The organism is Xanthomonas sp. NCPPB 3582 (genome assembly GCF_041475735.2).
GTDB classification, from domain to species: domain Bacteria; phylum Pseudomonadota; class Gammaproteobacteria; order Xanthomonadales; family Xanthomonadaceae; genus Xanthomonas; species Xanthomonas codiaei.
The window spans coordinates 4541024-4565913 of sequence record NZ_CM192968.1 but is presented as its reverse complement, the minus strand read 5'-3'; the positions used below and the strand labels follow the sequence as shown (position 1 = coordinate 4565913).

At 67.4% G+C, this 24890-nt stretch carries 17 protein-coding genes and 2 pseudogenes; 10 read left to right on the top strand and 9 right to left on the bottom strand.

The window, feature by feature from the left end:
- Positions 1-42: 42 nt before the first annotated feature.
- The 3 genes from ACCQ05_RS19370 (at position 43) to ACCQ05_RS19360 (ending at position 5032) form a co-directional block, all read left to right on the top strand.
- On the top strand, positions 43-1179 hold the full coding sequence (locus tag ACCQ05_RS19370; RefSeq protein ID WP_372392154.1) for an efflux RND transporter periplasmic adaptor subunit: 1137 nt from the start codon (positions 43-45) through the stop codon (positions 1177-1179).
- Entirely contained in the window at positions 1176-4265 is a 3090-nt protein-coding gene (locus tag ACCQ05_RS19365) for an efflux RND transporter permease subunit (RefSeq protein ID WP_372392152.1), read from the top strand. Before ACCQ05_RS19370 ends, ACCQ05_RS19365 begins: the two co-directional genes overlap by 4 nt.
- Before the next feature lie 434 nt (positions 4266-4699).
- Positions 4700-5032, top strand: a complete 333-nt coding sequence (locus ACCQ05_RS19360; RefSeq protein ID WP_029218563.1) for a DUF6172 family protein — start codon at positions 4700-4702, stop codon at positions 5030-5032.
- Between the two features lie 314 nt (positions 5033-5346).
- Here ACCQ05_RS19360 and ACCQ05_RS19355 read toward each other — a convergent pair whose 3' ends face one another.
- The 7 genes and pseudogenes from ACCQ05_RS19355 to ACCQ05_RS19325 all read right to left on the bottom strand — a co-directional run bounded on the left by ACCQ05_RS19355 (position 5347) and on the right by ACCQ05_RS19325 (position 14931).
- A complete protein-coding gene (locus ACCQ05_RS19355) occupies positions 5347-6624 on the bottom strand; it encodes a DEAD/DEAH box helicase (protein ID WP_372392151.1) in 1278 nt (425 codons plus the stop codon).
- A 311-nt stretch (positions 6625-6935) separates the two neighbouring features.
- Positions 6936-7769: pseudogene (locus ACCQ05_RS19350) on the bottom strand (dihydrolipoamide acetyltransferase family protein); the annotation flags it as partial.
- A 189-nt stretch (positions 7770-7958) separates the two neighbouring features.
- A pseudogene (locus tag ACCQ05_RS19345) lies at positions 7959-8639 on the bottom strand (biotin/lipoyl-containing protein); the annotation flags it as partial.
- Complete coding sequence (locus ACCQ05_RS19340) at positions 8636-9019, bottom strand: SH3 domain-containing protein (protein WP_104541782.1); 384 nt, start codon at positions 9017-9019, stop codon at positions 8636-8638. The gene ACCQ05_RS19340 and the pseudogene ACCQ05_RS19345, both read right to left, overlap by 4 nt.
- Position 9020: 1 nt before the next feature.
- The gene (locus tag ACCQ05_RS19335; RefSeq protein WP_228962129.1) at positions 9021-10091 is read right to left on the bottom strand and encodes an alpha-ketoacid dehydrogenase subunit beta; all 1071 of its coding nucleotides are present in this window, start codon (positions 10089-10091) and stop codon (positions 9021-9023) included.
- Positions 10084-11172 carry a pyruvate dehydrogenase (acetyl-transferring) E1 component subunit alpha gene (pdhA, locus tag ACCQ05_RS19330; RefSeq protein WP_372392150.1) on the bottom strand — a complete coding sequence of 363 codons (1089 nt, stop codon included), beginning with the start codon at positions 11170-11172 and terminating at the stop codon, positions 10084-10086. Before pdhA ends, ACCQ05_RS19335 begins: the two co-directional genes overlap by 8 nt.
- A 177-nt stretch (positions 11173-11349) precedes the next feature.
- Positions 11350-14931: a lamin tail domain-containing protein gene (locus ACCQ05_RS19325; RefSeq protein WP_372392148.1), complete on the bottom strand. Its 3582-nt coding sequence runs from the start codon at positions 14929-14931 to the stop codon at positions 11350-11352.
- 665 nt (positions 14932-15596) lie between these two features.
- Here ACCQ05_RS19325 and ACCQ05_RS19320 point away from each other — a divergent pair.
- The 3 genes from ACCQ05_RS19320 to ACCQ05_RS19310 all read left to right on the top strand — a co-directional run bounded on the left by ACCQ05_RS19320 (position 15597) and on the right by ACCQ05_RS19310 (position 18996).
- Entirely contained in the window at positions 15597-16493 is an 897-nt protein-coding gene (locus tag ACCQ05_RS19320; RefSeq protein WP_372392147.1) for a tryptophan 2,3-dioxygenase, read from the top strand.
- Between the two features lie 380 nt (positions 16494-16873).
- Positions 16874-18394, top strand: coding sequence for a peptide MFS transporter (locus tag ACCQ05_RS19315; RefSeq protein ID WP_372392146.1), 1521 nt, complete (start codon positions 16874-16876; stop codon positions 18392-18394).
- Positions 18395-18405: 11 nt separating this feature from the next.
- Positions 18406-18996 (top strand): thioredoxin family protein, encoded by a 591-nt coding sequence (locus tag ACCQ05_RS19310; protein WP_228964892.1) that lies wholly within the window; start codon positions 18406-18408, stop codon positions 18994-18996.
- 536 nt (positions 18997-19532) lie between these two features.
- Here the strand turns inward: ACCQ05_RS19310 and ACCQ05_RS19305 are convergent.
- Positions 19533-20021: a MarR family winged helix-turn-helix transcriptional regulator gene (locus tag ACCQ05_RS19305; protein ID WP_228964891.1), complete on the bottom strand. Its 489-nt coding sequence runs from the start codon at positions 20019-20021 to the stop codon at positions 19533-19535.
- Positions 20022-20143: 122 nt separating this feature from the next.
- Between ACCQ05_RS19305 and hppD the strand changes: the two genes are divergently transcribed.
- The 3 genes from hppD to hmgA all read left to right on the top strand — a co-directional run bounded on the left by hppD (position 20144) and on the right by hmgA (position 23295).
- A complete protein-coding gene (gene hppD / locus ACCQ05_RS19300; RefSeq protein WP_372392145.1) occupies positions 20144-21259 on the top strand; it encodes a 4-hydroxyphenylpyruvate dioxygenase in 1116 nt (371 codons plus the stop codon).
- A 272-nt stretch (positions 21260-21531) separates the two neighbouring features.
- On the top strand, positions 21532-21924 hold the full coding sequence (locus ACCQ05_RS19295) for an endonuclease domain-containing protein (protein ID WP_372392144.1): 393 nt from the start codon (positions 21532-21534) through the stop codon (positions 21922-21924).
- Between the two features lie 66 nt (positions 21925-21990).
- Positions 21991-23295 carry a homogentisate 1,2-dioxygenase gene (hmgA, locus tag ACCQ05_RS19290; protein WP_372392143.1) on the top strand — a complete coding sequence of 435 codons (1305 nt, stop codon included), beginning with the start codon at positions 21991-21993 and terminating at the stop codon, positions 23293-23295.
- Between the two features lie 214 nt (positions 23296-23509).
- On the opposite strand, the gene ACCQ05_RS19285 is transcribed toward hmgA, so the two are convergent.
- Positions 23510-24064, bottom strand: coding sequence for a hypothetical protein (locus ACCQ05_RS19285; protein ID WP_372392141.1), 555 nt, complete (start codon positions 24062-24064; stop codon positions 23510-23512).
- A 165-nt stretch (positions 24065-24229) separates the two neighbouring features.
- On the opposite strand from ACCQ05_RS19285, the gene ACCQ05_RS19280 reads away from it, so the two are divergent.
- Positions 24230-24844 carry a lectin gene (locus ACCQ05_RS19280; RefSeq protein ID WP_372394189.1) on the top strand — a complete coding sequence of 205 codons (615 nt, stop codon included), beginning with the start codon at positions 24230-24232 and terminating at the stop codon, positions 24842-24844.
- Positions 24845-24890: the final 46 nt, after the last annotated feature.

The window sequence follows — 24890 nt, the reverse complement described above, 5'->3', positions numbered from 1 at the left end:
GTCCCAGGATGCGAGCCTTCATCAGCTCGCTTCGGGATTCCCATGCTTCGGCACCGCCTTGTTGTCAGCTCCGCTCTGTCTGTCCTGCCGCTGGCACTGAGTGCCTGCGGCGGACAGGCACAGCCCGATCCACGCACCGCCACCCCGTTGGTCCGGGTGGCCACGCTGGGCGATGCCAGCAGTGCAGCGCGCAGCTTCTCCGGCACCGTCGCGGCGCGGGTGCAGAGCGACCTGGGCTTCCGGGTAGCCGGCAAGGTGTCCCAGCGGCTGGTCGATGCCGGCCAGAGCGTCAAGCGCGGGCAAGCGTTGATGCGCATCGACCCGGTGGATCTGCAGCTGGCCGCGCGTGCGCAGCAGAATGCGGTGGCCGCTGCCCGCGCCCGCGCCCAGCAGACCGCCGACGATGAAGCCCGGTACCGCGACCTGCGCGGCACCGGTGCCATCTCCGCCTCGACCTACGACCAGATCAAGGCCGCCGCCGATGCGGCCAAGGCGCAACTGAGCGCCGCCCAGGCCCAGGCCGATGTGGCGCGCAACGCCAACCGTTATTCCGACCTGCTGGCCGATGCCGATGGCGTGGTGATGGAGACCCTGGTCGAACCGGGCCAGGTGGTCGCGGCTGGGCAGCCGGTGGTGCGGCTGGCGCATGCCGGCCCGCGCGAGGCGGTGATCCAGCTGCCGGAGACGCTGCGCCCGCCGATTGGCTCGGTGGCCCAGGCCACGCTGTTCGGCAACGCCGCCGTCAGCGTGCCGGCCACCTTGCGCCAGCTGTCCGAGAGTGCCGACCGGCTGACGCGCACCTTCGAGGCACGCTACGTGCTCGACGGCGCGCTGGCGCAGGCGCCGCTCGGTACCACGGTCAGCGTGCGCGTCCCCGGCAGTCCCGCAACCGGTACCCAGGCCGGCCTGCAGGTGCCGCTGGCCGCGCTGTTCGATGCCGGCAAGGGGCCGGGGGTGTGGGTGATTGCCGGCAACCCGACCAAGGTGAGCTGGCGGCCGGTCACCGTGCTGGGCCTGGACGATGACCATGCCAACGTCACCGGCACGCTGGCGCGCGGTGAGCGCATCGTGGCCTTGGGTGCACACCTGCTGCGCGATGGCGAGCAGGTACGCATCGCCGCTGCCAGCGCTGCCGGCAGCGCTGGCAACACCGCTAAGGCGGCAGGAGCGCAGCCGTGAGCGAGGGCCGCTTCAATCTGTCGGCGCTGGCCGTGCGCGAGCGCTCCATCACGCTGTTTCTGATCTTCCTGATATCGCTCGCCGGCCTGGTGGCATTTCTCAAGCTCGGGCGTGCCGAAGACCCGGCATTCACCATCAAGGTGATGACGATCGTGACCGCCTGGCCGGGCGCCACGCCGCAGGAAATGCAGGACCAAGTGGCCGAGAAGCTCGAAAAACGCATGCAGGAGCTGCGTTGGTACGACCGTACCGAGACCTATACGCGCCCCGGTCTTGCGTTCACGACGCTGACCTTGATGGACAGCACCCCGCCCGGTGAGGTGCAGGAGCAGTTCTACCAGGCGCGCAAGAAAGCCGGCGATGAAGTGGCCAACCTGCCGGCCGGGGTGATCGGGCCGATGATCAACGACGAATATGCCGACGTCACCTTTGCGCTGTTCGCGCTGAAGGCCAGGGGCGAGCCGCAACGAGTGCTCGCACGCGATGCGGAAACCTTGCGCCAGCGCATCCTGCACGTGCCGGGGGTCAAGAAGGTCAACATCATCGGCGAGCAGCCCGAGCGCATCTTTGTGGAGTTCTCGCACGAGCGTCTGGCCACGCTGGGTGTCGGCCCGCAGGACGTGTTTGCCGCACTCAACGCACAGAACGCCTTGAATGCCGCCGGGTCGGTGGAAACGCGCGGCCCGCAGGTGTTCATTCGCCTGGATGGCGCGCTCGACAGCCTGCAGAAGATCCGCGATACCCCGTTGGTGGTGCAGGGCCGCACGTTGAAGCTGTCCGATATCGCCACCGTCAAACGCGGCTACGAAGATCCGTCCACCTTCATGATCCGCAGCGGCGGCGAACCGGCGTTGCTGCTGGGCATCATCATGCGCGATGGCTGGAACGGCCTGGATCTGGGCAAATCGCTGGACAGCGAAGTGCGCGCAATCAATGCCGAGCTGCCGCTGGGCATGCGCCTGAGCAAGGTCACCGACCAGGCGGTCAACATCGACGCGTCGGTGGGCGAGTTCATGACCAAGTTCTTCGTCGCGCTGCTGGTGGTGATGCTGGTGTGCTTCGTCAGCATGGGCTGGCGGGTGGGCATCGTGGTGGCGGCAGCCGTGCCGCTGACGCTGGCCGCGGTGTTCGTGGTGATGCTGGCCACCGGCAAGAATTTCGACCGCATCACGCTGGGTTCGCTGATCCTGGCGCTGGGCCTGCTGGTGGACGACGCCATCATCGCCATCGAGATGATGGTGGTGAAGATGGAAGAAGGCTTCAGCCGCGTCGCCGCATCGGCCTACGCATGGAGCCATACCGCCGCGCCGATGCTGTCCGGCACCTTGGTCACTGCCGTCGGCTTCATGCCGAACGGATTTGCCGCCTCCTCCGCCGGCGAATACACCAGCAACATGTTCTGGATCGTGGGCATCGCGTTGATCGTGTCGTGGGTGGTGGCGGTGGTGTTCACGCCCTACCTGGGCGTCAAGATGCTCCCCGACCTGAAGAGGATCGAAGGCGGCCACGCGGCGATGTACGACACGCCGCGCTACAACCGCTTCCGCGATGCGCTGGGCCGCGTGATTGCCCGCAAGTGGCTGGTGGCCGGTTCGGTGGTAGGGCTGTTCGTGCTGGCGATCGCCGGCATGGGCATCGTCAAGAAGCAGTTCTTCCCGATCTCCGACCGGCCCGAAGTGCTGGTCGAGGTGCAGCTGCCGTACGGCAGCTCGATCACCCAGACCAGTGCGGCGGCGGCCAAGGTCGAAGCCTGGCTGTCCAGGCAGAAGGAAGCAAAGATCGTGACCGCCTACATCGGTCAGGGTGCGCCGCGCTTCTTCCTGGCGATGGGCCCGGAACTGCCGGACCCCTCGTTCGCCAAGATCGTGGTGCGCACCGACGACCGGCACGAGCGCGATACGCTGAAGCTGCGCTTGCGTGAGGCGATCGCGCAAGGCCTGGCACCGGAAGCGCGCGTGCGCGTGACGCAGCTGACCTTCGGCCCGTACTCGCACTTCCCGGTGGCCTACCGGGTGAGCGGTCCGGACCCGCAGGTGCTGCGTGGCATCGCCGCGCAGGTCACGCAGGTCATGCAGGACAGCCCGATGCTGCGCACCGTCAATACCGACTGGGGCGTGCGCACGCCGACGCTGCACTTCAGCCTGGATCAGGACCGCCTGCAGGCAGTGGGGTTGACCTCGGCCGCGGTCGCCCAGCAGTTGCAGTTCCTGCTGACCGGAGTGCCGATCACGCTGGTGCGCGAAGATATCCGCAGCGTGCAGGTGGTGGCCCGTTCGGCCGGCGACACGCGCCTGGATCCGGCACGCATCGCCGACTTCACCCTGGCCGGTGGCAATGGCCAGCGCGTGCCGCTATCGCAGGTGGGCAAGGTGGATGTGCGCATGGAAGAGCCGGTGATGCGCCGCCGCGATCGGGTGCCGACCATCACGGTGGGCGGGGATGTCGACGACCAGCTGCAGCCGCCGGATGTCTCGGCGGCGATCACCAGGCAGCTGCAGCCGATCATCGACAACCTGCCCGGCGGGTATCGGATCACCCAGGCTGGCTCCATCGAGGAATCGGGCAAGGCAACCACCGCGATGCTGCCGTTGTTCCCGATCATGCTGGCGGCCACCTTGCTCATCATCATCCTGCAGGTGCGTTCGATCTCGGCGATGGTGATGGTGTTTCTCACCAGCCCGCTTGGCCTGATCGGCGTGGTGCCGACGCTGATCCTGTTCCAGCAGCCGTTCGGCATCAATGCGCTGGTGGGGCTGATCGCGTTGTCGGGCATCCTGATGCGCAATACGCTGATCCTGATCGGGCAGATCCATCACAACGAGGCCGAAGGATTGGACCCGTTCCATGCCGTGGTGGAAGCCACGGTGCAGCGTGCGCGGCCGGTGATCCTGACCGCGCTGGCGGCGATCCTGGCGTTCATCCCGCTCACCCACTCGGTGTTCTGGGGCACGCTGGCGTACACGCTGATCGGCGGCACCCTGGCCGGCACCGTGTTGACCCTGGTGTTCCTGCCGGCGATGTATTCGATCTGGTTCAAGATCCGGCCCGCCACCGGCAACGCCCCTGCGGTGACGCAACACACCTGAGCTGGACCGGCAACGGCGGGCCAGCCGCCGTTGCCGATGGAGGGCGGCACGCATTCGTCGATCGCCATTGCACGACGCGCAGCCCGCGGCTGCGCCTGCGATCGTCTTGCGCGCTCCCGGAAGGAATCACCATGCAACAGCAGACTCCCGTGCTGACCACCGGCCGGGCTGGGTGAGTGGCGTGCGCGCATGCGCGCACTGCCGGGTTGAGCTGGCGACGCTCCTTATCCTCTTGCATCGGTCGGGAGCGACTGGGACGGCGCGGCGTTGCCGCCAGTCCCTGCGGGCACCGCTACGCGCGCCAATGCAACTGCAACTCCCCAATCCAACGCATTCGCGCGCCGGTGCCGGCTCGAGCCGCGCAAAGGCCGACGATTCGCCCAGAACCGGCGCATGGCCTCACAATAGGCGGCCAGTTCCGGAACCAAGTCGCCATGCGCAAGACCTACCAGCTCAACCTCGAAGGCAAGAATCGCGATCGTCTGCTGGAAGCCAGCAAGCACGATATCCGCAAGTACATCCGCCGCGAGCGCCGCAAGGATCTGCCGGAAGGAGCCGATTACTGGGACTTCGACATGCGCTTCGGCGTGGACGAGGCCAGTGCGCAGCCGCTGCCGCCGGCAGAGCTGATCCGCTCGATCAATGCGCTCACCGGCGACGGTGGCGACCAGTTCTTCGTGGAAATCCTGCGCAAGCCCGCCAAGCGCACCCCGCGTGCCGATGGCGAGGCGCTGGCCGGTGGCGAGCTGGATTTCGAGCAGGACTGAACGCGGTTTTCAGATGACCCCATGACTGGATGACGGCGCCGCTGCCAGGCAGGCGCAGCCGGCTGCTGAAATCTGCCGTCCTCCGCCGGTATCGTGTCCTGTCCGTGTCGCCCGCACCTGCCGGGCGATTGCTCGCCTGGCGTTGCCCGCCATCCCAGTACAGTCTGCATACACAGTGGCGCCTGCGGCCATATTGCGTGGTTTGACGAGCCTAAGCAGCGCGCCAGCCCCGCGGTACGCCTCTGGCGACCATGCGCTGCCAGCGACTTGAAGGGCGTCATCCGCACCGCGATGTGCCGCGCCCGCTGCGCAGGTCAGTCGGGCTTGGTCGCGGCCTGCGCGGCCGCGCGCAACTTGTCCTTCTTGCTGGGCCGCTTGCCCTTGATGCCGCCGTTGTCGCCGGCGGCACGTGTTGGCGTGCCCGCGGCGGGCGCATCGCTGGGCGTGGGTTCGAAGCCGGCGATCACCTCGGCGGCGACACGCAGGCCCTGGCGTTTTTCGATCAACCGCCATTGCTGCGCGTTGTCGGCGGTGACGAAGCTGATCGCCACGCCGCTGGCGCCGGCACGTGCGGTGCGGCCGATGCGATGGGTGTACTCCACGGTGGAGCGCGGCAGGTCGTAGTTGATCACTGCCGGCAGTTGCACGATATCGATGCCGCGTGCTGCTAGATCGGTGGCGATCACCACTTGCACAGTCTGCTGTTTGAAGGCCGACAGCGTGCGTTCGCGGCGGCCCTGGCTCAACTCGCCGTGCAGCGGTTGTGCACTGATACCGGTCTTTTCCAGCTTTTCAGCGACCTTTTCCGCAGTGTGCCGGCTGGCGACGAACACCAGCAGCTGCGGCCAGCCGTGATCGAGCAGTAACTGGCGCAGCAGCTGGGTGCGCTGGGCGGCATCCACGCTGATGGCTCGCTGCGCAATCGCCGGCGCCTGTTCGGGCGTGGCTTCGACGGCGATGCGCAGTGGGTCGCGTAGCCGGCGCTTGGCCAGCGCGGCGATGGCGGGCGGAAACGTGGCCGACACCAGCACGCTCTGCCGCTGCGCCGGCAATCGCGCAAGGATGCGATCGAGCTCGGCGCCGAAGCCCAGGTCCAGCAGGCGGTCGGCTTCGTCCAGCACCAGCGTGGCGACCTCGCCCAGGCGCAGCGCGTTGTGTTCCACCAGGTCCAACAACCGGCCGGGCGTGGCCACCACGATGTCGGCACCGCCGCGCAGCGCCAGCAACTGCGGGTTGATCGAGCTGCCGCCGGTGGCGGCAACGATCTTGAGCCGCCGGGGCAGGTGCGCAGCCAGCTGGCGCAGCGTGGCCTCCACCTGTGCGGCAAGTTCGCGGGTGGGTACCAGCACCAGCGCGCCCAGCACGCGCGGGGCGGCGTCCGGGGCGAGCAGGCGTTGCTGCAGCAACGGCAGCGCATAGGCAAGCGTCTTGCCCGAGCCGGTCTGCGCCATCGCAATCAGATCGCGCCCGGCCAGCATCGGGGGGATCGCCTGCTGCTGGATCGGCGTGGGCGTGCGATGACCGGCCTGGCGCAGTGCGGTCTCGAAAAACGGCAGCAGCCGTGGCGACAGCGAGAGTTGGGCAAATGACATGCGGCGATTATCCAGGCATTCGCGCGGCAGCGGGCGTTGGCGCACCCGCAGCGTGGCCCCTGGGGGCGAGATGGCCGACACGACGACCGCGCTTGCGTCAGACGTAGCCGTCATCGCGCTGGTTGCGCCAGCGAGCCCCGCGTAATGGGTGGCTCGCGTCGCGCGCTTGGACAGTGGGCAATCCGGCCGTCGAACAATCGAACAATCGAACAGAGAACTGCGCCATCGCCGACGGGATGCGATGGCGCAGGCGCTATTCATGTGGTGGCACGTCGCGGTGGCGCCGAGCCACCGCGACGACTGGCATCAGATCATTGCGCCAGCGCCAGGTCGTCCAGCATCGCGCGCAGGAAGCGTGCGGCTTCGCCGCCGGTGGCGGCGCGGTGGTCGAAGGTCAGCGACAGCGGCATCACCTTGTGGGTCTCCACGCCGCCCATCACCGGTACGAGCTGGTAGCGCGCGCGGCCGGCGGCGACGATGGCCACGCACGGCGGCACCACCACCGGGGTGGCATAGCGGCCGGCGAACATGCCGAAGTTGGACAGCGAGATGGTGTAGCCGCTGAGTTCGGAGGCGGCGATGCTGCGGGTTTCCACCTGCTGGCGCAGGCGGTTGATGCCCTCGCGGATGCCGTTGGCGTCGAGCATGTCGGCATTGCGCAGCGCCGGCACGAACAGGCCTTCCTCGGTATCCACCGCGATACCGATATCGACCTGGTGGTGCAGGGTGCGGTTGAGCGCGTCGCCATCGAACCAGGCGTTGAGCGCAGGCACCGCCTGGCAGGCGCGCACGATGGCGCGCACCAGGCGCACGGTGACGTCGTTGCCGGGCTGCCAGGCGTGCAGGTCGGCGTCGTCGTTGAGCGTGGTGGGTACCACCTTGCTGTGCGCATCGGCCATCACGCGCGCCATGTTGCGGCGCACGCCCTTGAGCTGTTCGGGCTGGCCCTTGACGCTGGTGCCGGGCGATTGGGTGCGCATCGGCTTGCCGCTGGCCGAGAGCGTGGAGCGGGTAGTGCTGCCCTCATCCGCCCTGCGGGCACCTTCTCCCGCAGGCGGGAGAAGGGTCGTCGTTGCCGATCGATCTCTGCCGTCTGCAGCAATTCCGTTGGCTCTCCCACCGTCACCGACCAGGCCACCTCTCCCACCGTCACCGATCAGGCCGCCTCTCCCACCGTCACCGACCAGGCCGCCTCTCCCACCGTCACCGACCAGGCCGCCTCTCCCACCGTCACCGACCAGGCCGCCTCTCCCACCGTCACCGACCAGACCACCTCTCCCACCGTCACCGACCAGACCACCTCTCCCACCGTCACCGACCAGACCACCTCTCCCGCTTGCGGGAGAGGTCGGCGCGCCCTGCGCGCCGGGTGAGGGCCGCGCGGTGCCTGCGGCTGCAGCCTGCTTCACATCGGCCAGCGTCACCGTGCCGTCCGCGCCGGTGGCGTGCACCTGCGCCAGGTCCACGCGCAGCTTGCGCGCAAGCGCACGTACCACCGGCATGGCGCGTACGCCGCCGACGGCAATGGCCTGTTCGCTCTGCACGGTGTTGGAGCTCTGCATGGCGCCCACCACGGTGCCGGCATCGTCGCGCTCGCCCGGTGCATCGGCGCCGGCATCCGCATCGGCGATCTCACCGCCATTGTCGGATGCGACCACGCGCTCGCTGGGACCGGCCGCGCTCTGGCCGGTGCTGGGCGTCTGCGCCTGCGCGCCACCGTGCCCATGTCCGTGGCCGGTGTCCTGGCCATCGGCGCGCTGCGGCTGCGAGGCATCCAGCGCGAACTGCGCCAGCATCGCGCCGGTCACGATCACATCGCCGGCCGCACCGGCCAGCTTGACCACGGTACCGGAAAACGGCGAGGGCACCTCGACCACCGCCTTGGCGGTTTCCATCGACACCAGCGGCTCGTCCAGGCGCACGCTGTCGCCTTCCTTGACAAACCATTCGACGATGGTGGCGTCGGGCAGGCCTTCGCCCAGGTCGGGCAGGTGAAACGTCTTGCTTTGGCTCATGGCAGATTCTCTTGTGCCGCCGGCAATGGCGGCAGGGTGTCTTCGAGGAGTTCCAGGTCGGCCGCCGGCAGCCAGCCCTGCGCGCCATCGGCACGCTCGGACCACCACCAGCCACCGTGTTCGTGATGCAGCAACACGTCCTCGCCCGCCTGGGCATCGAGTTCGCGTGCGTCGTAATCGCGCAGCGCTTCGGCCAGGCCCTCGCCCAGCGGGCGCAGCCAGGCCAGCGGTGCCCAGCCGGCACGGCCGCCATCGGTGGTGACCCAGGCGAACGCCGGCCATTCTTCGTCGCGCACGCCGACGCTGACCCGCTGACCAGCGTGGAAGCGGACCGGGTTGGCGTAGGCGGCGCGGTGCTCGCAGAGCAGACGGGCGCGCATGTCAGCCGGCAGCCACCGCACGCCGCGCGGCGGTGACGATCCGCTCCACGCTCGGCAGGTACTTCATTTCCAGCCGGAACAGCGGGATATGCGTGTCGTAGCCGGTGACGCGTTCGACCGGCGCGACCAGGTCGTACATCGACTGCTCGGCCAGGCGCGCGGCGATTTCCGCGCCAAAGCCGGCGGTGCGCGGGGCCTCCTGCACGATCACGCAGCGGCCGGTCTTGGCCACCGATTCGGCGATGGTGTCGAAGTCCAGCGGGCGCAGCGTGGCCACGTCGATCACTTCGGCGCTGATGCCTTCGCCGGCGAGCTTGTCGGCCGCTTCCAGCGCTTCCTTGACCTGCGCGCCCCAGGCCACCAGGGTGACATCGGTGCCGTCGCGCAGCACGAAGCACACATCCAGCGGCAGCGCTTCGCCATCGTTGGCCACCACTTCCTTGTACTGGCGGTAGATGCGCTTGGGCTCCATGTAGATCACCGGATCCGGGTCGCGGATCGCGGCCAGCAACAGGCCATAGGCGCGCTGCGGCGAGGACGGCAACACCACGCGCAAACCGGGCACGTTGGTGAAGATGGCTTCGTTGGCTTCGCTGTGATGCTCCGGCGCGCGGATGCCGCCGCCCCACGGCACGCGCAGCACCATCGGGCAATGCAGGCGGCCGCGGGTCCGGTTGCGCAGGCGTGCGGCGTGGCAGATCAGGTGATCGACCATGGGATACACGAAGCCGTCGAACTGCGCTTCGGCCACCGGCTTCATGCCCTGTGCGGCCAGGCCGACGCTCAGGCCGGCGATGGTGGTTTCGTCCAGCGGGGTATCCAGTACGCGTTCGCTGCCGAAGCGCTGCTGCAGGCCGGCGGTGGCGCGGAACACGCCGCCGTTGACGCCGACGTCCTCGCCCAGCACCAGCACCGTGGGGTCGTGGTCCAGCTCCCAGGCCAGTGCCTGGGTGATGGCTTCGATCAGGGTGATGGGCGAACTCATGGCGATCTCTCCGCGCGTGGCAGCGGCGTGGTAAGGGGCACTGGCGTGCTGCGAGGTATCGGCGGGCACATGTTTGAGCTCATCCATGACGCGCCTCCAGGGCCATCGCCTCGGCGCGCTGGGCCAGCAACTCGGCCGGCGGCTCGCCGTAGAGGTAATCGAACATCGCTTCCACCGGCTGCACCGGGGTGTTCAGGTAGGCATTGACCTCTTCGTCGATGCGCGCGCTGCACTCGGCCTTCCAGGCGTCTTCCTGCGCTTCGTCCCACAGGCCTTGCGCGGTGAGATAGCGGCGCAGGCGCAGCAGCGGTTCGCGGGTCCAGGCCTGCTTGACCTCGTCCTCGCCCCGGTAGCGGCGCGCATCGTCGGCGGTGGTGTGGTCGGTGAGGCGGTAGGTCATGAACTCGATCACCGTGCCGCCGTCGCCAGCCAGGGCGCGCTCGCGCGCCTGCCGCATCGCCTCGAGCACCGCGATCAGGTCGTTGCCGTCCACCTGCAGGCAATGCAGGCCACCGGCCAGGCCTTTCTGCGCCAGCGTCTGCGCGCCGGTCTGCGCGGCGCGCGGCACCGAAATGGCCCAGCCGTTGTTGATCACACAAAGGATCAACGGCAATTTGTAGGCGCCGGCCGAATTGAGCGCGGCGTAGAAGTCGGTCTTGGAGCTGCCGCCATCGCCGCAGCAGGCTACCGCCACCTGCGGCTTGCCCATCAGCTTGAACGACAGCGCCGAACCGGCCGCGTGCAGGCACTGGGTGGAGATCGGCACGCAGATCGGGAAGTCGATCGCCGCATCGGCATTGCGCGGGTAATCGCTGCCGCGCTCGTCGCCGCCCCAGTACAGCAGCACGTCGCGCGGGCGCACGCCGCGTTCGAACATGGTGCCGTATTCGCGGTAGCTGGGCGCGAACACATCGCCGCTGCGCATCGACGCGCCGATGCCCACGTGGGTGGCCTCGTGGCCCAGGCTGGCCGCGTAGGTGCCGAGCTTGCCGGTGCGCTGCAGCGCCACCGACTTGCTGTCGAAGGTGCGCACGAACAGCATGCGCTTGAACAGCGCCAGCAGGGTTTGCGGGTTGGCGGCGTCGGCCGGCAGGTCGTCGCGGACGAGCTTGCCGTCCGCGTCCATGTATTGCAGATAGTCGATCTGGAACTGCGCGGCTACGCTCATTGCGGCGACACCTTCACCAAGAAGTTTCAAATGATATGAGTTGCCATGTTAAGGACGGTGGAGCAAAACCCCGTCCTGCACCGCAACACACAATGATGCTGGGATGCACAAAAAAAAGGGCGCGGACCAGGCCGCGCCCTTTGTCACTATTGGTAACTGTGACGTGGTGCAGTGCGATCAGCGACGGCCCGCACCACCTCCGATCGGAGTGACGATCAGCGCCGAATCGTTGGCCGGGTTCGCGTCCGGCGATGCGGACGTGGCGCTGGCCTGCACGCGGACCGCGCCCGCGGCCGGGACGGGCCGGGTTGCAACGCTCAGCTGGAACACCGCCTGCGTACCCGGTTGCATCAACGCCGCACTGCTGCAGACGAAGCGTGCGCTACGCAGCGATTGCAGCTGCTTGTCGCAGCGCCAGCCGCGTGGCGGAACCAGCAGCGACAGTGCAGACACGGTATTGCCTTCGATCACCACGCTGGGGCGCTGTGCCGGGGCAGTGCCGATGTTGTCCAGCAGCACCCGGTAACTGGCATTGAAGGCGCTGGTCGGCAGGCTGGCCGGGCCATCGAGCCGCACTGCCAGATCGCTGCGCAGCTGCGCCAGCACGGTCACGCTGGCCGTGTCGGTGTTGTTGTCCACCTGCGGATCGGGGGTCTGCGAAGCCACCGATGCCGCCAGCAGCAACGCGCGGCCGGCCAGTGTGGCGCCGGCCTCCACCTGCACCGCAAAACGCTGCACATTGCCGGGCGCCAGCGACGCGATGGTGCAGGTGACCACGGTCTGCGTACCGGTCTGCGGCGGTTGGCACACCCAACCCGGCGCAGCGCTGACGCGCGGGCTGACCGCGGCATCGAATGCCAACGCCACTGCGGCAAACGCGGCGCTCTCCGGCCCGCGATTGTCCACGTCCACCGTGTACTCGATGCGCTCGCCTTCGGTGACCTCGGGACGCGCGGTGCTCACCGCCACGCCCAGGTCTGCATTGACCTGCTTGCGCATGCGCAACAACACCACGGTGGGATCGTGGTCGGACAGGCGCGTGGGCGTGTTGGCATCGTTGCGCGCGGTGCCGGGGAAGTCGGCATTGATGCGCGCATGGCCTACCAACAGCGAGGCGATCTGCGGCGTGCGCATCAGCGCATCGCTGGCCAGGATGTGGTCCAGCGATTGCACGTTGCCGTCGAAGGCGTACGAGTAGCTCTGGTCGGGCGTGTTGAACCAGGTCAGGTCGGTGTAGTCCGGGTCGACCAGATCGGTGCCATCGCCGCCCACCACAGTCTGCGCATCCGGCGCCGGTTTGCCGGTGATGGTGCCCATCGCGTCGACATAGCCGTCGTTGAACTCGAAGGCGTTGAAGTCGCCCATCACCAGTACTTTTTCGTCAGGGTTCAGTTGCTGACGTGCCTGCAGCAGGCGCGCCAGATACTCGGCCTGGGCCTGGCGCTTGGCGCGGATGCGGGTACCGGCCGCATCGTCGGTTTCGGCACCGTTGAGCGAGCGCTGGTGCACCACGATGGCGGTCAACGGCAGCACGCGGCCGTCGGCCTGGTGCACGTTGGCAGTGAGCACCAGCGGCGGGCGGTCGTTGAGCAGGCTGACACCACCGGCCGGCTCGGTCCAGGTCGTGGTCTTGCCTTCCTGCGCAATGGAGAGCACTTCCACACGCGGCACGCCGCCGGCAACCTCGGCGGTCTTGACCAGGAAGCCGACGTCGATGCCGCCGACGTCATTGCCTTCCTGCAGATACGCCACGTAGCGCGGGTCCTGCTGGCCGGCGGCTACCGCGTCGGCATTGACGCGCGCGGCCAGGGTCTGCAGCACGCTCAGGCTTTCCACTTCCACCGTGCCCAGCACGTCGGGCGTATGCAGGTAGTTGCGGATCGCCAGCGAGGCCTTGTTGAGGCGGGCCTGGAACGCGGCCGGGGTGAGCACCGGTTCGCCGATCGCCGGGTCGTTCTGGTCGTCGAAGAAGCGCTCCATGTTGTAGGTGCCCACGGCCACGTCGTCGGCCTGCGGCAGCGGCGCGGGGCGTGGTTGGTCGGCACCGTTGCAGTTCACCTGCGGGGTGCGTTCCGGGTACAGCGTGTAGCGGCGGAAGCCGTAGTCCAGCGGACCAATCACGTCGAGCACCTGGCAGCCGGCGGCCAGATCCAGCCGCTCGCCACCCACGCCGGCACTGCCGACGGCGATCACTTCCGGGTTGGTATTCCAGCGTGGCACGCCTGCCGGCGAGCCGGCAGGCAGCGGGTCGGGCAACTGCACGCCGGGTTCGCGGTAGGCACGCGGCACGCCGGTGACCACGGCATGGAACACGCCATTGCTGGTGGCAGTGGCATTGGTTTCGTTGACGTTGCCGCCGGTGGGCGCATTGACGGTGAGGCTGGCGGCGGCCACGCGCATGCCTTCCAGCGCTTCGAGCTGATCGAAGGCACCGTTGGGGTTGGGGAAGTTCGCACTGAGCGCCACTGGCATCGGCAGCGGGTTGCCGGTGGAATCGGCCAGCACGGTGGGATTGCCGCCGATCTCAGTCAGCGGCGGCTGGGTGGGGTCGGCGCTGGGCACGTATTCGATCACCGTGCCCTGCACGCGCACCCGGTTGCCGACGGCGGCGGCTTCCGGCGGCGCGCTGCCGGTGTAGACATAGACGCCCTCGGAGGTGGACGGGTCGGCGTCGGCCTCAATATCCGGTGCTTGCAGGAAGAACCCGGCACTGCGGCGTGCCGTCACGATGCCTGAGGTGGCGACGACCTGGCCGTCCAGCGGCGAGCGTGCGCCCTTGCCCTGGATGGCGTGGATCGGCAGCAGGCTGAAATCGTCGTTGACGATGGTGCCGGCGGCGCTCAGCGTGGCCGGTAGCGCGCCGGTGATCCCGCTGATCTGCAAGCGGAAGCTTTCATCCGGCTCGGCGATGGTGTCGCCCAGCACATCCACCGCAATGGTGGCCGTGCGCTCGCCTGCGGCAATGCGCAAGGTGGTCGCGGGCAAGGCGACATAGTCGCTGCCGGCGGTGGCGGTGCCATCGACGGTAGCGGCGGTGAAGCTCACCCCGCCGGCGCCGGCCGGCTGGCTCAGGCTCAGCGTGAACACGAAGCTGCGGCTGCCGCTATTGCCCTCGGCCTGGCTGACATCGGCCAGCGTGGCGACCGGCTGGCCGCCGCCGCTGCACAGGCGCGCCGCACTGGCGCTGTTGCGCGGGGTGGGCGCACCGGTGGCGAAATCGGCCGCGTTGTTGTCGGTGTCGGTGCAGCCGTCGCCGCCGCGCAGCACCGCCAGCGTATTGCTGGGAGCGGAGGTGGGCGCATTGCCTTCGGCACAGCTGGCATTGCCGCCGTAGCCGACCAGATCGGCGTAACCGGTGGGGCAGCCGCCACTCAGTGCGGCCGTGGCATTGCTCAACGCCACCTTGCCGGCGGTGCCGCTCATGGCCAGCGTACCGGTGGCATCGGGCGTGGGCAGCGCTACGCTGCCGCCGCTGCCATCGGCCTGCTTGACCAGGTAATAGCCGCCGGCCGGCACGCTGCCTGCCAACGGGGTGACCTGCCAGCTGCTGCCGGCGGCCGAGGCGTACTGCACCGACCAGCCATCGAGGCTGACCGTGGTCGTGCCGGTGTTGTGCAGCTCGACGAAATCGCTGCGGAGGGTGGCGCCGCTATTGCCGCCACCGCCGTAGACCTGGCTGATGACGACTTGGGCTTGGGCGTGGCCGGCACAGGCCAGCCCGCACAGAAGTAAGGCTGCACGACGCTGCAACACATGCATGAGATAAGAGTCCCCTGATCCGTGAGACGTGAAGCGCTCCCCTGGTCCGGCCACGTCCCTGGCCGGCAGCGCCGTTGAATTCTGCATGAATTTGCAGACCTAGGTTGACGATAAGGTGACAGCGGCGCAGCGGCTGAGACCGCGTCGGCGGCACGCCAGGTGGTTCAGGGGTGAAAGAGTTGGCCGGCGGCCCATGGCCCGGGAGCGGCAGCAGACGGGTTGATGACTCTGCATCTACCGACGCAAGCACCCACCGGCCCGGCACCTGCCGACCCACGGCCGCGAGCAAACAAGCAGGCGGCCGACAGGCGGCCAACCCCCAGGCGATTGCGAACCGGGCGCAACAACTCCGGCAGCCATCGGACCCGCCGCGTCCGAACGCCATCGATTACCGAACGGTCCCCGCCACCCCAGCGATGCCGACACCCGGCGCAACAGCCGCGCCCGCCTCCCGAGATCGATATCCATCCAGGCACGACGTCCGTGCTCCAGCCGCATCCAACCGGCGACGCGCCACGATCATCTCCGCCCTCCGCCCTCCGCCCTCCGCCAATCCCCAATCCCCAATCCCCAATCCCCAATCCCGAATCCCGAATCCCGAATCCCGAATCCGCGGCGGCTGCCAAGCGCGCTACCCTGGTCGGCCCGATCCATCTGCCCTCGCCATGCCCGTCGACAACAACCTGCGTGACCTGGAACCCGGCATCCACACCGATCTGCAGGGGCGGCTGACCTATGGCGGCTATCTGCGGCTGGACCAGCTGCTGTCGGCGCAACAGCCCTTGTCCGAGCCGGCGCACCACGACGAGATGCTGTTCATCATCCAGCACCAGACCTCGGAGCTGTGGCTGAAGCTGCTGGCGCACGAGCTGCAAGCAGCCATCGTGCACCTGCAGCGCGACGAGGTCTGGCAATGCCGCAAGGTGCTGGCGCGCAGCAAGCAGGTGCTGCGCCAGCTCACCGAGCAATGGTCGGTGCTGGAGACGCTCACGCCCAGCGAGTACATGGGGTTTCGCGACGTGCTCGGTCCCTCGTCGGGGTTCCAGTCGTTGCAGTACCGCTATATCGAGTTCCTGCTCGGCAACAAGAATCCGCAGATGCTGCAGGTGTTCGCCTACGACCCGCAGGGCCAGGCGCGGCTGCGCGAGGTGCTGGAAGCGCCCAGCCTGTACGAGGAATTCCTGCGTTACCTGGCGCGCTTCGGGCATGCGATTCCGCAGCATTACCAGGCGCGCGACTGGACGGCCGCGCATGTGGCCGACGACAGCCTGCGGCCGGTGTTCGAACGCATCTACGAGAACACCGACTGTTACTGGCGCGAGTATTCGCTGTGCGAGGACCTGGTGGATGTGGAAACCCAGTTCCAGCTCTGGCGCTTCCGCCACATGCGCACGGTGATGCGGGTGATCGGGTTCAAGCGCGGCACCGGCGGCTCCAGCGGCGTGGGCTTCCTGCAGCAGGCGTTGGCGCTGACGTTCTTCCCGGAACTGTTCGACGTGCGCACCTCGGTGGGTATGGAAAGCCGGACGCCGCAGGGGAATGCGGACGCTGCAAAGGACTGATCAGGGCCGCCCGGCGACGTCGCCCCCTCATCCGCCCTTCGGGCACCTTCTCCCGACGGGAGAAGGGAGGCGGTGCAGAGGTTGAATCGTGTCCGGCAGCCTGCCGGTCGTGTGCGGGCCGGGGCCAGACGCCGGGCATGCGGAAGGGCAGCGTCATCCTTGGTCTGCCGGCAAGCCAGCTCAGGACTCATGCAACCCCCGACCCCCGACCCCAACCCCCAATCCCCAATCCCCAACAAAAACCCGCACTTCCCCTCTACCGTCATCAAGCCGCCGACTCCGGCGAATTTGACGCGTACATGACGTCTAAGTGATCCTCGCGCGTCGCCCCGGGGTTCGCCCTGGTGCCCCAGCCATTACTGAATACGCAAGGGATCCCTATGAGCGTTGACGCTGCCGCGCCGACATCCGCCTCCAAACCGCCGCAGCCGCCTGCGCCTCCCGAGTTCCCCACGCTGCTGGGCCATCCACGGCCGCTGTGGTTGCTGTTCATGACCGAATTCTGGGAACGCTTCGCGTTCTACGGCATTCGCTGGGCGCTGGTGCTGTACATCGTGGCGCAGTTCTTCAGCGGCGACGCCACCGGGCAGGCGCCGGCGGGGCGCACCTACGGCGCCTACCTGGCGCTGGTGTATGCGGCGGCGATCTTCGGCGGCTATGTGGCCGACCGCGTGCTCGGCTACCAGCGTTCGATCCTGGTCGGCGCGGCGGTGATGGCCACCGGCCTGTTCCTGATCGCCATTCCCGACCAGACCATGTTCGAGATCGGCCTGGCCACCGTGGTGGTCGGCAACGGGCTGTTCAAGCCCAACATCTCCACCATGGTGGGCAAGCTGTACTCGGTGGCCGATCCGCGCCGCGACAGCGGCTTCACCATCTTCTACATGGGCATCAACCTGGGCGCGATGATCTCGCCGGTGCTGACCCAGCTGCTGGCCGAAAAGGTGTTCGGCACCGAAGCGATGCCGTCCTACAAGATGGTGTTCATGGCCTCCGGCGTGGGCATGCTGATCAGCCTGGTGTGGTTCTGGTTCGGTCGCGTCCAGCTCAAGGGCATCGGCGCGCCGGCGCCGGGGGCGCAGGGCCTGGGCCGCGTGCTGATGGTGCTGGTGGGCTGCCTGCTGGCGATTCCGGGCGTGTACTTCCTGCTCGCCGTGGGTGCGGACGTGTTGCAGATCGTGCTGACCGTGCTGTTCATCGGCCTGTCGGTGATGCTGCTGGTCGAGGGCATCCGCGAAGGCAAGGTGCAGCGCGACAAGGTGATCGCGATGCTGATCATCTTCGCGTTCAACGTGTTGTTCTGGATGTTCTTCGAACAGGCCGGCAGCTCGTTCACCTTCCTGGCCGACAACATCGTCAACCGCGATCTCGGCGGCTGGACCTTCCCGACCGCCTGGTTCCAGTCGGTCAACTCGATCGCCATCATCGCGCTGGCTCCGGTCGTGGCCTGGATCTGGGTCAAGTCCGGCCGCTTCAATCCGTCGATTCCGCGCAAGTTCGGCCTGGGCCTGTTGTTCAATGGCCTGGCCTTCCTGCTGCTGATGTTTGCCTTGTCCAGCCTGGTCGACGACGCCGGCAAGATCCCGTTCTGGACCTTGTTCATGGTCTACGTGATCCAGTCGGTGGGCGAGCTGTGCCTGTCGCCGATCGGTCTGTCGATGGTGACCAAGCTGGCGCCGGTGCGCCTGGTCGGTTTCGGCATGGGCGGCTGGTTCCTGTCCACCGGCATCGGCAACAATCTGTCGGGGATCTTCGCCGGCCATGTCAGCGGGAACGAAGGCATGAGCGTGTCCTCGGCGCTGGGCGGGTATACCTTCGGGTTCTGGGCCTTGGTGGGCGCTGGCGCGCTGTTGTTCCTGATCGCGCCGCTGATCAACAAACTCATGCATGGTGTGAAGTGAGGAGAAGAGCGATGCCGATCAAACCGCTTGTCTGTGGCCTGCTGCTGACCGGCCTGTTGAGCGCCTGCGGGCAGCCTTCCGAGCAACAGCAAGCGCCACGGCCGCTGGATACCTCGATGCAGAAGCCGCCCAGCGCCGATCCCAGCCAGCCGGTGTCTTCGGGCAACACGCCAACCGCCGCCGACATCGCCGCGGCCGCCGCGCTCAACGCGCAATACGACCCTTCGCGCGATCCGGCGGCGGACCTGGAAACGGCCAAGGTCGAAGCCAAGCGCGGTGGCAAGCGCATCGTGCTCAATGTCGGCAACGCCGCCTGCGAGCCATGCAAGGCGCTGGACGAGGTGATGGGGGGCGATGCGGAGCTGCGCAGCTTCCGCGATGCGAACTTCGTGGTGGTCAAGGTCAACCGCGACGCCGCCAACGAAAACACCGCGTTTTTGGCGCAGTTCGCCCAGCTCAACGAGTATCCCTCGCTGCTGGTGCTGGACAACGACGGCAAGCTGCTGACCACCCAGGCCGGCCCGGAGCTGCGCAAGGGCGAAGGCTTCGACCGCAAGAAGCTGTTCGACTTCCTCAAGCAGTGGGCCCCGCCGCAGGCCTGAGTGAGACCAAGGCGCGGCCTGCGTGCGTGTGAGCAGGTGGCCGGGCCGGTGGGTGCGTCTGTTTGCCGCGTCAAAGGCAGCCCTCATCCGGCGCGTTGCGCCACCTTCTCCCGCACGCGGGAGAAGGGAGTGTGGTCGGTTGCGCATTGTTCTGGGTGGGAGAAGGGAGTGCAGCCGTCGCGCACAAAAGCAGAATGCGCTCGGTTGCGTAATGGTTCGCTCGCTTCTTCGCTTCCTTCCCCCGCCTGCGGGGGAAGGTGCCCGAAGGGCGGATGGGGGGCGTTTTCCCATTTCTGCCGCGCGCCGGAAAGCAGAATGCGCCCGGTTGCGTAATGCTTCGCTCGCTTTTTCGCTTCCTTCCCCCGCGTGCGGGGGAAGGTGCCCGCAGGGCGGATGGGGGGCGTTTCACCGCCTTCTGCCGCGCGCTGAAAAGCAGAATGCGTCCGGTTGCGTAATGCTTCGCTCGCTTCTTCGCTACCTTTCCCCGCCTGCGGAAGACTGCCCCGCAGGGCGGACGGGGGGCGCTGCGCGTTCCGTCAGTCCTTGTCGGCCATGCGCGGCAGCCCGTCCTTGGCCAGCCTGTCGATCAGGCGTTCCAGCACCTGTTGCTCTTCGGCGCTGAAGACCGACATCAACCGTTGTTCCATCTCGTTGACCAGCGGGGCGACGGTCTCGTAGACCTGGCGCCCGGCCGGCGACAGCGCCAGCATCGAACGGCGACGGTCGTCGCCATGCGTCTCGCGGCGGATGAAGCCGCGCTCCAGCAGCCGGGCCACCGCGCGGCTGACCGCCACCTTGTCCATCGCCGTGCGATCGGAGACCTCGCTGGCCGATGAGCCCGGATACAGCGCCAGGATGGTGATCACCCGCCATTCGGGAATCGCCATGCCGTAACGGTCGCCGTATACCTTGGCGATATTGCTGCTGATCCGGTTGGACAGCACGCTCAGGCGATACGGAAGGAACTGCTCCAGGTTGAGCAGGACAGGGTGGTGCGGCGGCGGGGGGGCGTCGAGATCGCTCATGTTGCGCTGTGACTTGATTTTGGTTTCATTTGCAACTACAAACCGAGGGTGGCCTGCGCATTCTCGCGGGTCTTCTGCCACTCCGCATAGCCCTGCGGACACCCCAGCGTGGAGAAACGACGATGAGCGCACAACCGAACACCACTGCACACCGGCCCGACCCGGGCATGCAGGTCACCACCTTCGACAATCCGATGGGGATCGACGGGTTCGAATTCGTCGAATTTGCCGCACCGGCCGGCCAGGGGGCGCAGCTGCACGACTATTTTCGCCAGATGGGCTTCACCGCGGTGCTGCGTCACCGCAGCCGCGCCATCACCGTCTATCGGCAGGGCGGGGTCAATTTCCTGCTCAACGAAGATCCCGATTCGTTCGCTGCCGACTTCGCCGCCGCGCATGGCCCCTGCGCCTGCGGGTTTGCGATCCGCTTCCGCACCCCGGCCGAGACCGTGCTGCAGACCGTGCTGGGCAACGGCGGCGAAGCGGTGCAGAACAAGCCCGACACCCGCGCGGTGCCGGCGCCGGTGGTCAAGGGCATCGGCGACTGCATGCTGTATCTGGTGGACCGCTATGGCGAGGCCGGCAGCATCTACGACGCCGACTACGCGCCCATCGAAGGCGCCGACCAGCACCCGGCCGGCTTCGGGCTGACCTTCATCGACCACCTCACCCACAACCTGTATTTCGGCAACATGCAGCGTTGGTCCGATTACTACGAGCGGCTGTTCAACTTCCGCGAGATCCGCTACTTCGATATCAAGGGTGCCAAGACCGGGCTGGTGTCCAAGGCGATGACCGCCCCGGACGGCATCGTGCGCATTCCGCTCAACGAATCCTCCGACCCCAAGAGCCAGATCAACGAGTATCTGGACGCCTACCAGGGCGAAGGCATCCAGCACATCGCCTGCTTCACCGACGACATCTACACCAGCGTGGAAAAGATGCGCGCGGCCGGCGTCAGCTTCCTGGATACCCCGGATACGTATTTCGACGTGGTGGACCTGCGCATCCCCGAGCACGGCGAAGATGTCGAGCGCCTGCGCCGCAACAAGATCCTGATCGACGCCGACCCGGACACCAAGCAGCGCAAGCTGCTGCAGATCTTCACCACCAACTGCATCGGCCCGATCTTCTTCGAGATCATCCAGCGCAAGGGCAACGAGGGCTTCGGCGAAGGCAACTTCCAGGCGCTGTTCGAAAGCATCGAGCGCGACCAGATCAAGCGTGGGGTGCTTTGAGGGCTGGGATTGGGGATTGGTTATTCGGGATTGGTTCTAAAGCGGTGCGTTGTGATTGGTGATTGGTGCGAGTGGTTGGACGGACAGGAACTGAGCGATGCGCTATCTCTGAAAGCATGTGTTGCGAAAACTCAGCGCGGAAGTCAATCCTCCGTGATCCAGAAGGCACTGCTTGCGCGCCAGATGTCTGACGCGATGAAACGCTGAAAGAGCACGCGAATAAAGCCCCTCTCCCGACGGGAGAGGGGTTGGGGTGAGGGTACGGTGGAGCGATGAAAATCAAACCGCCGTTACCCACGAGTGCACTCGCCCACGCACGCGCATTGCGTCGCGACATGACCGACGCAGAGCGTGCGCTATGGCGCCGTCTGCGTGGGAATCAGCTCAAAGGCTTCAAGTTCCGAAGGCAGCATCCGATTCCGCCGTACATCGCAGATTTTTGTTGCATTGAAGCCAAGTTGATTGTTGAGTTGGACGGATCGCAACATCAGGCATCCTTCGATCAGGCAAGAACGCGGTGGCTTCAATCGAAAGGCTGGATCGTGCTGCGCTTCTGGAATAACGATGTACTGCTGTCGCTGGATGCTGTGGTTGAGGCGATCTCCACGATAGTCGCGCCGCCGTACCCTCACCCCAACCCCTCTCCCGGTGGGAGAGGGGCTTGAGCATTGCGCTTCTCCAATATCGCACCTCCCTGCAACGGTGGTGCCACAACCGAAGAGCCCACGCCCATGCATGACCAGACTTCCTACATGACCGGCTTCGGCAACGAGTTCGCCACCGAAGCGGTGGCAGGCACACTGCCGCTCGGGCAGAACTCCCCGCAGCGCGTGGCCCATGGCCTGTACGCCGAGCAGTTGTCCGGCACCGCCTTCACCGCACCGCGCGGGTCGAACCGACGCAGCTGGCTGTACCGCATCCGTCCGGCAGCGGTGCATGGCCGCTTCTCGCTGATCGATCACTCCCGATGCCACAACGACTTCGGCAGCGGCCCGGTGCCGCCGGACCAGATGCGCTGGAGTCCGCTGCCGCTGCCGGTCACGCCCACCGATTTCGTCGATGGCCTGTACACCATGGCCGGCAACGGCAGCCCGGAGGCGATGAGCGGCGTGGCGGTGCATCTGTATGCGGCCAACGCGTCCATGCACGAACGGTTCTTCTACAGCGCCGATGGCGAGTTGCTGCTGGTGCCGCAGCTCGGCCGGCTGCGGGTCTGCACCGAACTGGGCGTGCTCGACCTGGAGCCGCAGCAGATCGGCGTGATACCGCGCGGTGTGCGGTTCCGGGTGGAACTGCTCGATGGCCAAGCGCGTGGCTATGTCTGCGAAAACTTCGGCGGCCTGCTACGGCTGCCGGATCTGGGGCCGATCGGTGCCAATGGCCTGGCCAATCCGCGTGACTTCGAGACCCCGCATGCGGCGTTCGAGCAGCGCGACGGTGCGTTCGAGCTGGTCGCCAAGTTCCAGGGCCATCTGTGGCGGGCGGACATCGATCACTCGCCGCTGGACGTGGTGGCCTGGCACGGCAACTACGCGCCGTATCGCTACGATCTGCGCCGCTTCAACACCATCGGCTCGATCAGCTTCGACCATCCCGATCCCAGCATCTTCACCGTGCTGACCTCGCCCAGCGACACGCACGGCACCGCCAACATGGATTTTGCGATCTTCCCGCCGCGCTGGCTGGTGGCGCAGCACACCTTCCGCCCGCCGTGGTTCCATCGCAATGTGGCCAGCGAGTTCATGGGCCTGGTGCACGGCGTCTACGACGCCAAGGCCGAGGGGTTCGCGCCGGGCGGCGCGTCGCTGCACAACTGCATGAGCGGGCACGGCCCGGACGCAGCGACCTTCGACAAGGCCTCGCAGGCCGATCTGTCGCGCCCGGACGTCATCGTCGACACCATGGCCTTCATGTTCGAAACCCGCGCCGTGCTGCGGCCCACCCAGCAGGCACTGCAGGCCACGCATCGACAGGCCGACTATCAGCGCTGCTGGGAGGGTTTGCGTGCCGGGTTCAAGGCGCCGGCAATCGGCTAGGCAGACTGAACGACCAAGGGCGACACTCCAGCCAGCGACGCACCACAGTTGCACACTGCCGGCGCGTGCTGTCGCATGGCGCGGGTGTGCCAGAGTGTCGGTATCGGCGACGGCGGTGCGTCGCCGCCGATCATGGACACGACACTGCCTCGCTACCGCAGCCGAGCGATGCCAGCGCGCGGGGCGCGATCATCAGCGACCTGCGCCTGCTGCCTCACGCGGCCTGTAACGTGTCCGGCAGCAGCTCGCCGATGCGCGTGCGCACGCGCTCGGCATACGAGGGCGAGGTGAACTGCGGCAGCTCACGCAGAGCCGCATTGATCGCGGTGGCGATCGCGTCTTCGGCGCGTGCGGCCTGCAGTTGCCGGTGCAGCACTACGGCCACCGGATTGCGTTGCAACTGCAGGATGTCCAGCAGATAGAGCCGGGCATTGGTGGTTGCGCGACGACGCAGGCGCTGCAGGTCGTCCTCGCTGGCTGGCTCCGGTGGCGCCTGCACCGTGGCCGGAGCTGCTGCAGCCGGCGCCACTGCCGCAATGGGCGCGCTGCCGCGTCTTGCATCGCTCGCATCGCCTCCAGCGGGTTCCAGATAGCCCATCGCGCACAGCGTCTGCACCAGCGTACCGCCCGCGTTTCCCAGCAGCGCTGTCAGCGCGGCCAGATCGCGCTGCCCGTCGGCGAGGATCAGGGCACGGCGTTGCAGCAGGGTCAGCGGACTACGGTGCGATTGCAGCGCGGCAAGGGCGAGTTCGGTCTTGCGTGGGGTCATGGCGGCGGTCCTGCGAAGCCGACAGGGTGACCGCTGCCAATGAAGCGCCGATGACATCGGTGCGACGCGATGTCATGGCGGCCTGCACACCGCCGCGATCCCGGCTGTGTAGGCTTCACGTTCGCATAAGGGAGCGCTTCGATGACATCCAGACTGCTTGGCGTGATGGGCCTGATGCTGGTCGTGGCCGGCTGCGATCGCGCCGATGAGCCGCCAGCGGCGCCCGCATCCGCCGCTGCGCAGCCCGCCTCGGCCAGCGATCAGCCCACCGGCGCGGTGCCACCGGCCACGGCGCCGGCCGGCACGTTTCCGCCCGATCTGCGGCAGCAGCCGACCACGCTGGCGCGCATGGATGGCTACGGCGACCTGCGCCTGGGCCAGGACGCTGCGCAAGCGCGCGCAGCCTGGGGTGGCGACCTGCGCGGCGATGCGGCCAACGATGGCGGCTGCTATCTGTTGCGCCCGCAGTGGGCAGACGATGCGCGCCAATTCGGTTTCATGTTCGAAGGCGATCGCCTGGTCCGCTACCAGACCAGCGAGCCGAAGGAAGTGGCGCCTGGCGGCGGCAAGGTCGGCATGACGCTGGACCGGCTGCGCGCACTGTACCCCGATGGTCTGCAGGCGCAGCCACACAAATATGTGCCCGGCGCGCAGACGCTGCGGCACGCCGACGCTGCCACCCAGTCGGCGCTGGTGTTCGAGACCGATGCCGAGGGCAAGGTCAGCAGCTGGCGGGTAGGGCAGGCGCCGCAGGTGGATTATGTGGAGGGGTGCGGCTGAGTGTCGCCGTCATCGCAGCGCTTGCATGCCAGTGCTGCGCTTGCAA

Excerpts from the sequence above, each read along its gene's own strand:
- ACCQ05_RS19295 (WP_372392144.1), top strand. The coding sequence starts at position 21,532 with ATGAAAATCAAACCGCCGTTACCCACGAGTGCACTCGCCCACGCACGC.
- ACCQ05_RS19370 (WP_372392154.1), top strand. The coding sequence starts at position 43 with ATGCTTCGGCACCGCCTTGTTGTCAGCTCCGCTCTGTCTGTCCTGCCG.
- hppD (WP_372392145.1), top strand. The coding sequence starts at position 20,144 with ATGAGCGCACAACCGAACACCACTGCACACCGGCCCGACCCGGGCATG.
- ACCQ05_RS19315 (WP_372392146.1), top strand. The coding sequence starts at position 16,874 with ATGAGCGTTGACGCTGCCGCGCCGACATCCGCCTCCAAACCGCCGCAG.
- hmgA (WP_372392143.1), top strand. The coding sequence starts at position 21,991 with ATGCATGACCAGACTTCCTACATGACCGGCTTCGGCAACGAGTTCGCC.
- ACCQ05_RS19320 (WP_372392147.1), top strand. The coding sequence starts at position 15,597 with ATGCCCGTCGACAACAACCTGCGTGACCTGGAACCCGGCATCCACACC.
- ACCQ05_RS19355 (WP_372392151.1), bottom strand. The coding sequence starts at position 6,624 with ATGTCATTTGCCCAACTCTCGCTGTCGCCACGGCTGCTGCCGTTTTTC.
- ACCQ05_RS19280 (WP_372394189.1), top strand. The coding sequence starts at position 24,230 with ATGGGCCTGATGCTGGTCGTGGCCGGCTGCGATCGCGCCGATGAGCCG.
- ACCQ05_RS19285 (WP_372392141.1), bottom strand. The coding sequence starts at position 24,064 with ATGACCCCACGCAAGACCGAACTCGCCCTTGCCGCGCTGCAATCGCAC.
- ACCQ05_RS19335 (WP_228962129.1), bottom strand. The coding sequence starts at position 10,091 with ATGGATGAGCTCAAACATGTGCCCGCCGATACCTCGCAGCACGCCAGT.
- ACCQ05_RS19325 (WP_372392148.1), bottom strand. The coding sequence starts at position 14,931 with ATGCATGTGTTGCAGCGTCGTGCAGCCTTACTTCTGTGCGGGCTGGCC.
- ACCQ05_RS19360 (WP_029218563.1), top strand. The coding sequence starts at position 4,700 with ATGCGCAAGACCTACCAGCTCAACCTCGAAGGCAAGAATCGCGATCGT.
- ACCQ05_RS19310 (WP_228964892.1), top strand. The coding sequence starts at position 18,406 with ATGCCGATCAAACCGCTTGTCTGTGGCCTGCTGCTGACCGGCCTGTTG.
- pdhA (WP_372392150.1), bottom strand. The coding sequence starts at position 11,172 with ATGAGCGTAGCCGCGCAGTTCCAGATCGACTATCTGCAATACATGGAC.
- ACCQ05_RS19305 (WP_228964891.1), bottom strand. The coding sequence starts at position 20,021 with ATGAGCGATCTCGACGCCCCCCCGCCGCCGCACCACCCTGTCCTGCTC.
- ACCQ05_RS19340 (WP_104541782.1), bottom strand. The coding sequence starts at position 9,019 with ATGCGCGCCCGTCTGCTCTGCGAGCACCGCGCCGCCTACGCCAACCCG.